The sequence below is a fragment of the Pseudomonas benzopyrenica genome, assembly GCF_036884265.1.
Taxonomy (GTDB): Bacteria; Pseudomonadota; Gammaproteobacteria; order Pseudomonadales; family Pseudomonadaceae; genus Chryseomonas; species Chryseomonas benzopyrenica.
This window is the reverse complement of the sequence record NZ_CP145723.1, coordinates 2,801,351-2,813,852: the sequence shown is the minus strand read 5'-3', so window position 1 is coordinate 2,813,852 and position 12,502 is coordinate 2,801,351. Positions and strand designations below refer to the sequence as shown.

At 65.9% G+C, this 12,502-nt stretch carries 9 protein-coding genes; 5 read left to right on the top strand and 4 right to left on the bottom strand.

Features of this window, described 5'->3' with window-relative positions; genetic code table 11:
* Window positions 1-423 precede the first annotated feature (423 nt).
* Entirely contained in the window at window positions 424-2,439 is a 2,016-nt protein-coding gene (locus V6W80_RS13320) for a peptidase U32 family protein (protein WP_338544504.1), read from the bottom strand.
* A 360-nt stretch (window positions 2,440-2,799) separates the two neighbouring features.
* On the opposite strand from V6W80_RS13320, the gene V6W80_RS13315 reads away from it, so the two are divergent.
* On the top strand, window positions 2,800-4,173 hold the full coding sequence (locus V6W80_RS13315) for an MFS transporter (RefSeq protein ID WP_338544503.1): 1,374 nt from the start codon (window positions 2,800-2,802) through the stop codon (window positions 4,171-4,173).
* 73 nt (window positions 4,174-4,246) lie between these two features.
* On the opposite strand, the gene V6W80_RS13310 is transcribed toward V6W80_RS13315, so the two are convergent.
* Window positions 4,247-5,146 (bottom strand): LysR family transcriptional regulator, encoded by a 900-nt coding sequence (locus V6W80_RS13310; protein WP_093252054.1) that lies wholly within the window; start codon window positions 5,144-5,146, stop codon window positions 4,247-4,249.
* A 97-nt stretch (window positions 5,147-5,243) separates the two neighbouring features.
* Here V6W80_RS13310 and V6W80_RS13305 point away from each other — a divergent pair, with 97 nt between their 5' ends.
* Both V6W80_RS13305 and V6W80_RS13300 read left to right on the top strand, forming a co-directional pair.
* Complete coding sequence (locus tag V6W80_RS13305; RefSeq protein ID WP_093252049.1) at window positions 5,244-5,864, top strand: RraA family protein; 621 nt, start codon at window positions 5,244-5,246, stop codon at window positions 5,862-5,864.
* A gap of 15 nt (window positions 5,865-5,879) precedes the next feature.
* The gene (locus V6W80_RS13300) at window positions 5,880-6,749 is read left to right on the top strand and encodes an NAD(P)-dependent oxidoreductase (RefSeq protein WP_093252045.1); all 870 of its coding nucleotides are present in this window, start codon (window positions 5,880-5,882) and stop codon (window positions 6,747-6,749) included.
* 100 nt (window positions 6,750-6,849) lie between these two features.
* On the opposite strand, the gene V6W80_RS13295 is transcribed toward V6W80_RS13300, so the two are convergent.
* Window positions 6,850-7,716 (bottom strand): LysR family transcriptional regulator, encoded by an 867-nt coding sequence (locus V6W80_RS13295; protein ID WP_257705843.1) that lies wholly within the window; start codon window positions 7,714-7,716, stop codon window positions 6,850-6,852.
* 103 nt (window positions 7,717-7,819) lie between these two features.
* On the opposite strand from V6W80_RS13295, the gene V6W80_RS13290 reads away from it, so the two are divergent.
* Both V6W80_RS13290 and V6W80_RS13285 read left to right on the top strand, forming a co-directional pair.
* Complete coding sequence (locus V6W80_RS13290; protein ID WP_338544502.1) at window positions 7,820-9,346, top strand: NADH-quinone oxidoreductase subunit L; 1,527 nt, start codon at window positions 7,820-7,822, stop codon at window positions 9,344-9,346.
* Window positions 9,343-11,790: a YbcC family protein gene (locus V6W80_RS13285; protein WP_338544501.1), complete on the top strand. Its 2,448-nt coding sequence runs from the start codon at window positions 9,343-9,345 to the stop codon at window positions 11,788-11,790. Before V6W80_RS13290 ends, V6W80_RS13285 begins: the two co-directional genes overlap by 4 nt.
* Before the next feature lie 86 nt (window positions 11,791-11,876).
* Here V6W80_RS13285 and V6W80_RS13280 read toward each other — a convergent pair whose 3' ends face one another.
* Window positions 11,877-12,293, bottom strand: coding sequence for an NUDIX hydrolase (locus tag V6W80_RS13280; RefSeq protein WP_257705846.1), 417 nt, complete (start codon window positions 12,291-12,293; stop codon window positions 11,877-11,879).
* Window positions 12,294-12,502 lie beyond the last annotated feature (209 nt).

The following is a 12,502-nucleotide window of genomic DNA, read 5'->3' as shown; positions in this document are numbered from 1 at the left end:
CGCGGTCGCGACTCGTTTTATCCCAGCGCGCTCTTGGTCAACTGGAACACAGGACACCGTCCGCCAGCTCGGCCATTCAGCCAGGAGCCCACGGATGGCATCAGCCAGGTTTGAGTTCTTTGAGCTGGTGCCGTGCACTTTTTTTCACGGGCGGGCGCGATTCGACTCGTGGTGACAGCACTGCTAGCGACGGCGAGCGCCTCTCGCCCAGGCGTTACGGCAGGCGCTGCCGACTCGATAAAAAGTCGGTTCACCCACCGTTTGCCAGGCCGTGCTGGAGGCGATGAGCAGCGAGGAGATTCGCGCTCGAGTGACCGGGGAATGGCGATTTCGCGAGCGGGCCGACAGCACGTCGACCGGCCGGGCTCCCGGGGCGATGATCTGGCGGGCGAGACCAGATCGACCCAGGGAGCCCACTCGGGCTCAGTGACTGTAGCCGGTCGGCTTGTGGCGGATGGTCTTGAGCAGGTCTTCCGGGCTGATGCTGGCGAGCGCCTTGGCCGCGGCCTGGCTGCCCGGCAGCGGCAGGTCGAGGATATGGCCCTTCATCTTGCCTACCACGTGCATCTCGCAGGGCTTGCAGTCGAACTTCAGGGTCAGCACCTCGTCGCCGTGGACCAGCTGCATGGGCGCGACCTTGGTGCGCACGCCGGTGACGCCCTTGGCCTGCTTGGGACAGAGGTTGAAGGAGAAGCGCAGGCAGTGCTTGGTGATCATCACCGGCACCTCGCCAGGCTCTTCATGGGCCTCGTAGGCCGCGTCGATCAGTTGCACGCCATGACGATGGTAGAAGTCGCGGGCCTTCTGGTTATAGACGTTGTAGAGAAACGAGAGGTGCGACTCGGGGTACACCGGCGGCGGGCTGGTCTCGGCCTTGCGGCGACCGCGCGGGTGAGCGGCGACGCGCACGGCGGTCAGCTGTTCGATGGCCTCGCGGCGCAGTGCCTTGAGTTGCGAGTTGGGGATGAAGAAGGCCTGGGGCGCATCCAGCGTCACGTCCAGGGCGTGGTACTCGGTGGTGCCCAACTGGGTCAGCAGATCGCGCAGGCCGTCCAGCGCCTGTTCCGGCTTGTTGGCCACGCCGAAGGGACCGTCCAGAGTGACACGGGCGCTGACGCCTTCCTCGCTGGTGGCGGTCAGCTGGAGCCGTTGCTCGCGCAGCTCGACCTGCCAACGTACGCCGATACGACGCTCGGCACTGGTCTTGAGCAGGGCCTGCTGCCAGTTGTGGTCCAGGTTGCGCGACAGCGGGTGATTCGGCCGTAGGCGATACAGCCCCTCGGGCATCTCATTGGGTTCGACGCGATAGCGGTAACGCTTCGCACCGTCTTCCTCGAATTCGCCCTTGAGCTCGGCGACGTTGGCGCGGAAGCCCACCACCTCGCGCTTGACCAGCACATTGAGGCCGTCGCCGTTGGACAGCGGCTCCTCGGTCACGGCGATGAAGTCGCGCTTGCTGACCTTTTCCACCTGACCCACCGGCAGACCGGTAAAGGTCGGCGAGTCGAAGGCGCCGATGTCCACCTTGCGGTCGGTGACGAAGTAGTCGGTGCTGCCGCGGTGAAAGGTCTTGTCCGGATCGGGCACGAAGAAGTGCGCGGTACGGCCGCTGGAGGCACGGGCCAGGTCGGTGCGATCTTCGAGGATCTCGTCGAGCAATTGGCGGTAGTAGGCGGTGATGTTCTTCACGTAGCCCATGTCCTTGTAGCGCCCCTCGATCTTGAAGGAACGCACGCCGGCCTCGACCAGAGCACGCAGATTGGCGCTCTGGTTGTTGTCCTTCATCGACAGCAGGTGCTTCTCGAAAGCCACCACCCGACCCTGGTCATCCTTCAAGGTGTAGGGCAGGCGGCAGGCCTGGGAGCAGTCACCCCGGTTGGCGCTGCGGCCGGTCTGGGCGTGGGAGATGTTGCACTGGCCGGAGAAGGCCACGCACAGGGCGCCATGGATGAAGAATTCGATGGCCGCGTCGGTCTCGGCGGCGATGGCCGAGATCTCCTGCAGATTCAGCTCACGCGCCAATACCAGCTGCGAGAAGCCGGCCTGATCGAGAAACCTGGCCCGCGCCAGGGTGCGGATGTCGGTCTGGGTGCTGGCATGCAGCTCGATCGGCGGGATGTCCAATTCAAGCACGCCCAGGTCCTGCACGATCAGCGCATCCACGCCGGCGTCGTACAGCTGATGGATCAGCTTGCGCGCCGGCTCCAGCTCGTCGTCATGCAGGATGGTGTTGATGGTGGTGAACACCCGCGCGTGATAGCGCCGGGCGAATTTCACCAGCTCGGCGATCTCGCTGACCTCGTTGCAGGCATTGTGCCGCGCCCCGAAGCTCGGCCCGCCAATATAGATGGCATCGGCCCCATGCAGGATGGCCTCTCGCGCGATACCGACATCGCGGGCAGGGCTGAGCAATTCCAGATGGTGCTTGGGCAGGGACATGGCGATTCTTCTCGATCAGGCGTGGCACGGCAAGGCGCGCATTGTAGCGGGCGAGGGGGAGGAGGGCACGCCTGGGGTGCTGGGTGGTTGAGGCATGCGGATCGTCTGGGGGCAGGGGACACACGCCTGACGGCCCAATAGACATCAGTCCGCGTTTCCAGCCTGTACGGCCTTGATCAGAGGGCCGCTGCCGCGAAGTGAGCGGCGACCGTAAAGGGCTCAACCATCGATATCTAACTGTATATGAATTATTGGCATTCCAAAGGGGAATGAATGCCTGTGCCTATTTATCGCTTTTTCAATTAATGGGTCGTCGTAAAACTTCCGTCACCTTTAATAAACATAAAAAACGGAGGACTCATGACCGAATCCCTAGCTTCAAAGCCGGCACCGGCAGTGGCGGAACGGGCTGTGCTACAGACGCGGTCCAGGACCCGCTATCGCTGGGTGGTGCTGGCGGTCATCGTGGTCGTGTACATGCTCGCTGCAGCCGATCGGGCCAATATCGGCATCGCCTTGCCCTATATTCAGAAAGAGTTCGGCGCGACCAATGCCGAGGTGGGTCTGCTGGTCAGTGCCTTCTTCCTGTTCTACTCGCTGGGTCAGATACCGGCAGGCTTTCTATTGAGCAAGGTCAGCGTGCGCGTGGTCGCCCCTGCGGCGATTGGCCTGACGTCGCTCGTGACGCTGCTGATCGGCACCTCCCACAGCATCGGCATGCTCAAGCTCTATCGCTCGGCCCTGGGCGTGGCAGAAGCTGCCTTGCCGTTGTCGATGCTGAGCACCATCAACCGCTGGTTTCCGCCGCGGGAAAAGGGCACGGCTACCGGGGCGTTCCTGTCCGCCGCGAAGATGGGTGCGGTGATCGCACCGCCACTGGGGGCGGCGCTGATTCTGCTCGATGGCTGGCGCACCATGTTCATCGCCTTCGCCCTGCCAGGCGTGCTGCTGGCCTTGCTGTGGTGGTGGCTAGTCCCCAATGACCCGCGGGCCTGCAAGCAGGTCAGTGACGCCGAAGCCGAGCACATCGAAGACCAGACGACTGCGCACAGCGAGTCGGTCCGTAAGCACCGGGATTTCGGCAGGCTCGACCGCGCGCTGCGCTATGAGCGCACCGCCCTCCTGGATACGTCCCGCTCCGTGTTCAGATCTTGGAACATCTGGGGCTGTGGTCTGGGCTACCTGCTGATGACCGGTGTGGTGAACGTGCTCCTGGCCTGGCTCCCCAAGTACCTGGGTGAAGTAAAGCACTTCGAACTGATGCAGGTCGGCTTCGTGGCGTCCTTGCCCTTCGTTGGCGGGGTGCTTGGCAATATCGTCGGCGGTTGGCTGTCGGATCGAGTTCTGGACCGCCGTCGCAAACCGACCATGATGATCAGCGCGGTAGCGACCTGCGTGATGATGGTCGCGCTGGTTTACGCGCCCAACGGGCTGCTCGCGGTCAGTCTGTTGCTGTTCGGTACCGGCTTTCTGCTCAATATCGGCTACTCGTCGTTCTCGGTCTACTCGATGGGACTGACGACCAGAACGACCTATCCGGTGGCTGCATCCGTGGTCAACAGCGCGGGCCAGGCAGGGGGTGCCATGGCGCCGCTGATCACCGGCTTCCTGCTGGACAGCTACAGCTGGACGGCGGTGTTCATCTTCCTCGGCGTCTGCTCCTTGGCTGCGCTGGCTTTCGTGCTGACCATTTCCGAACCGGCTACCGCGCCGATCGGCGAGTCGGGTGCCTAGCGGGTCGAGTGACCCCGCAAGGTCTTGACCGTTGCCCCGCAAAAGTTACGCGGGGTGATGCAGCTGTCCCTGACTAACGCTGCAACTGTTTCGTGAAGTCGCAGAGTTGCGTCGCCAGCGCGGCGATCTCGGTGACGAAGGTCGAGGGCCGATCGTTGCGGTACATCGCCATGTAGGGAACCGGTGGCAGCTCGGGATCGGTCTCGACGATGACGAGCTTGCCTTCGTCCACCAGCGGGCGGAAACATTCGCGCGGCAGATAGGTGACGCCCAGGCCCGCCGAGGCCAGGCCGAGCATGGCGGTAAGGCTGTCGGAGGAGAGGATCCTGGGTAGCTCTATTCCGCGTGCATGCAGCCAGCGGTTCACGAACAAGCCGGATCCTGACTTCTTGCCCTGCATCAGCATGGGATACTTGGCCAGCTCGGCCAGGCTCACCACGCCTGAATTCCCTACCAGTCCCGGCGCGGCCATCCAGGCATTCTCCACGGTCGCCAGAGGCACGCTGGTGACCTCGGGGGCGGTGAAGGTGTCCGGGATCACGATGAGGTCGACCAGGTCGTCCATCAGGCGCTCATGCAGGTTGCGACTCATGTCGACTTCCGGCTCCACGGTCAGCCCGGGAAAGTCCTCGACCAGTCGCGTGACCAGGCGCGGTAGCCAGGTCCAGGCGGTGAGTTCGGTAACGCCCAGTCGCAGGCGGCGCGTGGTGACGTGCTTGCCGTCCTTGAGCGAGGTGATGCGCTCGCTCAGATCGAGCATTTCTCGCGCGATGACCAGCAGCTCCTCGCCCTCGGCGGTGAAGCGGGCACCCCGCTGCGAGCGATCGAACAGCTGCAGGCCGGTGGAAGACTCCAGCTCCTGCACCCGTTTCGAGATGGCTGATTGAGTGGTGTTGAGATGCTCGGCGGCCTTTTCGAAGGTACCCAGACGTTCGATCCAATGCAGCGCCAACAACTGGCGTAGCGTAACCATTAGCATTCCTCTAGGGCATGATTGACCATACCTTAATATCGCTTTTTCTATTTGGCCACCGGCCTATCCTCGACGTTATCCAACAAGAGGAGCCTTCATGAACGTCAACGCTTCCAGTCCGACCTTGCTGGTCGAAGCCTTCGCCCGCACCTCCACCTCGATCATCAGCGACTGTCTCGACCGACTTCCAGGCGCTCGGCTGCGGCCTTTCCATCGGATCGAAGGCACCATGGCGGGCCTTGCCCTCACCGTCAAAGTACCCGCCGGCGACAATCGGGCGATCCACCAGGCGCTGGAGTTCCTCGTCCCTGGCCAGGTGCTGGTGGTCGATGGCGGCGGTGACCTGAGTCGCGCCCTGATGGGCGATATCATGGCGGCTATCGCGGAAAAGCGCGGTGCCGCGGGGGTCGTCGTCGATGGGGCGATCCGCGACCTGGCGACCATCAGCAAGGGCAGCTTTCCCATCTTCGCGCGTGGGGGCTATCACCGGGGTCCCTACAAGAACGGCCCGGGCGAGATCAACGTGCCGGTGAGCATTGGCGACATGATCGTGTCACCAGGAGACCTCGTCGTGGGTGACCATGACGGCATTGTCGCCTTTCCCATCGCCCAGGCGGCGGAGCTGCTCGACCGTTGTCTGGCGACCGAGCGCAAGGAAGCGGAGATGCTCGCGCAGATTGCCGCTGGAACCTACCGGGGCGCCTACGCTGCCCATTGATTACGGAAGAAGCAAATGAAGCTAGCGATTATCGGCGCAGGCGAGGTGGGTCTTACCTATGCGCACCCCTGGGTGGCAGCGGGCCACGAGATCCTCCTGTGTGACCTCAAGCCCTCACCCAGAGCCCAGGCCTTCGCGAAAGAACATGACCTGGCACTCGTCACCTCGATAGAAGACGCGGTGACCGCTTGTGACGTCGTCGTCTCCTGCGTTTTCGGCACCGTCTCGCTCCCGGTCGCCGAGCAGGCGCTTGCCCTTATGCAGGCGGGTGCGCTGTTCATCGACATGACCACCGCGGATCCGGAGCAGATCAGGCGAGCCGCGGCCATCGCGGACGAGCGCTCGATCCCCTATGTGGACGTGGCCATCCTGGGGGCCATCGCGTTGACGCACGCGAAAACCAATCTGCTGGGCGCCGGCATTGGCCTGGAGCGCGCGGTCGTCCTCTTTGCGGAAGCCGGCGCACCGCTCAAGCCCGTCGAGGGAGGTGCCGCGGGCGATGCCGCCGCCCTGAAAATCCTGCGCAGCGTGTTCACCAAGGGACTGGAAGCCCTGACCATCGAGTGCTTCATGGCGGCCGAGAAGCAGGGCGTCACGGAAAAGCTCCACGATGCCCTTAGCGATATCGACCAGGCCTCGCTCAGGGACTTTCTCGGCGCCCTGATCAGGACGCATGTGGTCCATGCTCCGCGCCGTCTCAAGGAAGTGGAAGAGGCCGAACGCCAACTGCGGGCTGCCGAGCTACCGGTCGCGGTGCTGCCCGGGGTGAGGGAGGTGTTTGCGCGGACATCCGCTCAGCTCGCACGCGAGCCTATCGACACGGCATCGCCGACCCTGGACCAGGCGTTCGATTGGCTGTTCAAGGCCAATGGCGTGGTGAGGTAGCGGGTACTTGATTAAGCACCGAGCGGCTATTGCCGCTCGGTGCTTTCATTACCTGAGGTCAAGGCGTCTCTGGCCCCGAGGTCGCATCCAGCATCGCCGGCTACCCCAGCAACTCCTCCAAGATACTCAACCTGAACTGCCGCTGCAGGGTCACCGCATAGAACCGCTCGGCGATCTCCGGCACCTCGGCATAGAGCTGCAGTGCACCGCTGCGCAGTTCGTCCTGCACCACCACGGCGGGCAGCAGGGCCATGTCGCCGGAGTCGCGGGCGAGCAGGCGCAATAGGGCCATGTCGTCGACCTCGGCGCAGATGCGCGGCGTCAGTCCCTGGCCGCTGCAATAGACCTCGAACTGGCTGCGCACGTCGCTGCTGCGCCCGGGCACGATCAGGCGGGCCTGTTGCAGGTCGCGGTGGAGATCGAAGGGGCGGCGGTCCTGGCGTGGTGGACCGATCAGGCACACCGGCTGGCGATGGAGCAGGCGGCACTGCCAGGTGCGCTGGCTGTCGGCGCTCACCGCCTGGTTGGTCAGCACCACGTCGAGCTTGTGCAGGGCCAGGCGCTCGAGCAATTCGTCCACGCTGCCGGATTCCAGGGTGAGCACCAGGTCTTCCCGGCCAAGGAAGGGGCGCAGCAGGTTTTCCTGGAAGTTGCGCGACAGGGTCGCGACGGAGCCGATGCGCAGCCTCTGGTTCGCCTCCTGGGCGTTCTGCAGGGTGTTCTGCAACTCGCTTCCCAGGGCGAAGATGGTTTCGGCATAGTCCAGCACCAGCTGTCCGGCTTCGGTCAGCCGCAGGCTGCGTCCGGAGCGGAGGAACAGGGGATGGCCGAGCTGGTCTTCCAGCACGCGGATCTGGGTGGAGAGGGCGGATTGGGAGACATGCAGCGCCTCGGCGGCGCGGGTGAGATTGCCTTCCTTGGCCACGGCCCAGAAGTAGTGCAGGTGATGGAAATTGAGGCGGCGCATGTTTCGTTCTTCAAAAGTGAACGTTAGGTTCTGATCAATCTATTTTAAATAATCCGTACACATCCTGAAACTGGTGCTCTCTGGTGTTCAAGGAGTGTGCACGATGTCTAGCCCGCTGTTTCCCCTGGCTCCACTGTTGCCCTGGGTCTATGCCCTGCCGCTGCTGCCGGCGGCCTTTCTCGCTTCACCTGGCCAATTCTGGCGGCCTGCTCGTGTCGCCGGCTATCTGGGCGTCTTGCTGGTTCTTGCCGCCTGGCTACAGGCGGTCTTCGAAACCCAGCACCCCGACCGCCTCGGCCTGGCGATGGCCGGACTCGTCAGCCTGCTGGCGCTGGTGATCATCGAGTACTCCCAACGCTATCTGGAAGGAGAGCCAGGACAGCGGCGCTATGTGCTCGCCCTGCTGGCCACCCTGGCGGCGGTGGCCACGGTGGTCACCAGCGGCAACCTCTTGCTGCTGGCGGGTGCCTGGATCCTGTCCAGCCTGTGCCTGCACCAGCTGTTGACCTTCTACCGCGAGCGCCCCCAGGCCGTGGTGGCGGCCCACAAGAAATTCATCGCCAGCCGCCTGGCCGATGTCAGCCTGCTGCTGGCGATCCTGCTATTGGTACAGGCGGGCGGTAGCAGCCAGCTCTCACTGATCCTCGCCGCCGTGGAGGCCCAGGTGCAGGCGGGTGGTCCGCTCGGCTGGGAATTGCAGGGCGCGGCGCTGCTGCTGGCGCTGACGGTGATCCTAAAGTCGGCACAATTGCCGGTGCATGGCTGGCTGATCCAGGTGATGGAGGCCCCCACGCCGGTTTCGGCCCTGCTGCATGCCGGGGTGGTCAATCTCGGCGGCTTCGTGCTGCTGCGCTTCGCCCCGCTGTTTTCCGCTGCCGTACCGGCGCAGAGCCTGCTGGTGGTGGTGGGTGGGCTGACCGCGGTCCTCGCGGCCCTGGTGATGATGACCCGCATCAGCATCAAGGTCCGCCTGGCCTGGTCGACCTGCGCGCAGATGGGCCTGATGCTGCTGGAATGCGGGCTGGGGCTGTACGAAGTGGCGCTGGTGCACCTGCTCGCCCATTCGCTGTACAAGGCCCATGCCTTCCTGGCCGCCGGCGAGACGGTGGCCCATGCCCGGCAACAGGCGCTGCAACCCCAGGCACCTGCGCTCGACCTAGCCGGCCTGCTGCGCGCGCTGCTGGTGGCCGCCCTGATGCTGATCCTGCTGCAAGGGCTCTGGGCCTGGCTGCTGCCCGGCCATGAGCTGCCTCTGGTGGCCCTGACGCTGCTGGCGATCGGCTTGGCGCCCTGGTGCCTGCGCCGCGGCCAGTGGGCGCACGGACTGCTGATGTTCGGCCTGCTGCTGGGCGCCTATCTGCTGTGGCATCAGGCGGCCGGCTGGATCCTCGACCAGCACCTCGCCGAGGCGCCGCTGCCGCTGGCCCTGCTGGCGATGGGCCTGCTGGTCGGTCTCTACCTGCTGCAGGGCCTGCTGCTGGCTCGGCCGCGCGGCGCTCTGGCGCAACGCCTCTACCCGCTGGCCTTTGCCGGCTTCTACCTGGACGAGCACTTCACCCGCCTGACCTTCCGCCTCTGGCCGGCGCATGCGCCCCAGCCCCTGAGCGCCACCCTTGGAGACCACTCATGACTGCCTTCGAAGCGCTTCCCAGCCTCAAGCACCAAGCTCTGCACGAGGCCGCCCGGCAGGCCTGTGCGCGCATCGCGCCGACCTGGCCGCTGGATCGCATGATCGCCGTCAGTCCCCTGTGGGAGCGGCGCGATCAGGCCTGGCAGACAGTCGCCGCGCAACTCTGGCAACGCGCCGGCAGCCGCCTGACTCTGGACACCGCCGACTATCGCCAGGCCTGGCAGGACGGCCGCATCGCCGAGCGCCATCTGCAGCAGGCGCTGGCCGAGCAGGGGGCGTCCTGCACGCCGGTACGGCTGCTGGAGGTACTAAACGCCCCTACGGAGGTCGGCCAGGGGCTGCCGCTGCTGGAAGACCTGGCGGAGCCAGGCGTGCCGCTTCCGGGCTGGCCGGCGCTGATCACCCAGCAGATCGGCCAGAGCTGCGCGGCCTGGTTCGATCACGAACAGGCCGATTGGCGGCCGGCGGACAGCGCCGGGCTGTACCAGGCCTGGCGCGCCAGTCTGTTGGCCGACCGGGGTCTGAGCGTGCTCAGCGCCTGTCGCGACCTGCACCCGCGCATTGCCGAGTTGCCAATGCAACCCGAGGCGGCCCTGGAGGCGGCGGTCGAGCAGCTGGGTCTACCGGCGGAAGACTGGGCCCTCTGGTTCGACTGCCTGCTGTTGCGCAACCTGGGCTGGGCCTCCTGGTGCGCCTATCGGCGCTGGCAGGCCCGGTTGCAGGGCGAGGACGACCAGACGCTGCTGGAGCTGCTGGCCATCCGCGCGGCCTGGGAGTGGCTGGTGGATGATCGCCGGCGCGATGCCGGGAGCCGCTGGCACAGCTGGCGGGCGGCCTGGCAGGAGCGCTCGCAGCAGGCGCCCTCGGCCAATTGGCGGGCGCTGCAGCTGTGGCAGCGCGCCGACGAACTGGCCTGGCAGGAGCAACTGCAGCGGGCCCTGTGCCAGAGCACTCCCACCGCCGCACCCACGGCACCGCTGGCCAAGCTGTTCTTCTGCATCGACGTGCGTTCCGAGCCGCTCAGACGCGCCCTGGAGCAAACGTGCCCGGAGCTGGAGACCGGCGGTTTCGCCGGCTTCTTCGGCCTGCCCATCGCCTATACCCCGCTGGGTACCCAGGCCACGCGCCCGCAATTGCCGGGCCTGCTCGCGTCGCAGCTGCAGGTGAACGACGGCAGTGGCGATGCCGAGCGGGATCGGCAACTGGCAGAGCTGCGTCAGGAGCGCCTGGCCCGTCAGGGCCGCTGGCGGCTGTTCGAGCGGTTGCCGGCCTCGACCTTCACCCTGGTCGAAAGCGTGGGGCTGGGCTATGCCGGGGCGCTGCTGGGGCGGACCTATGGCCTGGCCGGTGGCGCGCCGTCGCCAGAACTCAGTGCCTGGCGCCGCCGCGAGCGGCAGCAGCTGCAACCACGGCTGCCGGCCCTGTCGCGGCTCCAGCAGGTCGACCTGGCCGAGCGCATCCTCAAGGCCATGGGGCTCAGCGGACAACTGCCGCCTCTGCTGGTACTGGTCGGTCATGGCAGCCAGAGCGCCAACAATCCTCAGGCGGCAGGCCTGGACTGCGGCGCCTGCTGTGGTCAGAGCGGCGAGATCAATGCGCGACTGCTGGCCGGCCTGCTCAACGATCCCGAGGTCCGCATCGGGCTACGGGTGCGCGGCCTCGACCTGCCGCCGCACTGCCAGGTACTGGCCGGGCTGCACAACACCACGACGGATGAGGTGCAGGTCTTTGGTCATGCGGCGCTTCCTGCTGCGCTCCAGCCCAGCTGGCAACGCCTGCGGGCAGCCCTGGACGGAGCGAGCGCCGAGGTGCGTCGGCAACGGGCCAGCACCCTGGGCCTTGCGCCGCTGCAGGAGCAGCCGGCCAAGTTGCTCGGACGGCTGCGGCGGCGCGCCCGCGACTGGGCGCAGACCCGGCCGGAATGGGGACTGGCCGGCAACGCCGCCTTCATCGCCGCGCCGCGGGCACGCACCCGCGCGGTGGATCTGCAGGGCCGCGCCTTCCTGCACGACTACGACTGGCGCCAGGACGCAGGGGGCAAGGTACTGGAGCTGATCATGACCGCACCCATGGTGGTGGCCCACTGGATCAACCTGCAGTACTTCACCTCGACCACCGACAACCTGCGCTTCGGCAGTGGCAACAAGCTGCTGCACAACGTGGTGGGTGGCCATATCGGGGTGTTCGAGGGCAACGGCGGCGACCTGCGCATCGGCCTGGCGCGCCAGTCGCTGCACGACGGTCAGCAGTGGATGCATCGTCCGCTACGGCTGCACGTGGTGATCGAGGCGCCGCGCGCCATGATCGATCAGGTGATCGCCAACCATGCCGTAGTACGCGATCTGGTGCGCAATGGCTGGCTGCACCTGTTGCGCCTGGATGGGCAGCCGGCCTGCCTCGAGCTGCGTACGGCGGGAGGGTGGCGGCCGTTACCGGAGGTCTGACGCCTATCGCTGCCAGAGCGGCCTGATGCCTCAGGCTACTCCGGCAGGGCGGTTGCAGCACGGTCGGGCCTGACCGAGGTCGATCGCTAGTGGCTCAGCAGCTGCCGCTGCAGCAAGGGCCAGATCACCTCGCCGGTCAGGGGCGCCAGCGGCAGAGCGCCGGGCTCGTCTACCGCTACCCATAGCGCCTCTTCGATTTCGGCGGCCGGCAGCGGCTGATCTTGCGCGCCCATGGTTACCTGATACAGCGCGCAATCTACCCTGAAGCCGGGTTCATTGGCGGCCGGCGCCTGGTAGTTGCCAAGAAAGGTCGCGGCGTCCGGCGTGATGACCAGGCCAAGCTCTTCTTCCAGTTCGCGGATCAGGGCCTCCAGGGGTTGCTCCCCCGGATCCACCTTGCCGCCCGGTTGCATGAAGGCGGTGGTGCCCCGCTTGCGCACCAGCAGCACCTGCTGGCGGTCGTTCAGGAGGATGGCGGCGGCGATGTGCAGGGTAGGGGTCAAGGTGAGCGTTCCGGACTAGGTGGGCGGGTCACCGTGCCGGGAGACGGGCGGAAAGGCAACCGGCGGCGATCCTGGCTCAGCCTGCCCGCGAGGGCCTGTGGTGGCTGTCAGAGGTCAAGGGCATCGAACAGGATCTTGAACGGCTCGCCTGTGGGCAACAGGCTCATGGGCAGGTATCACGTCGGGCTCGTCGAGATCGATCAGGCCGA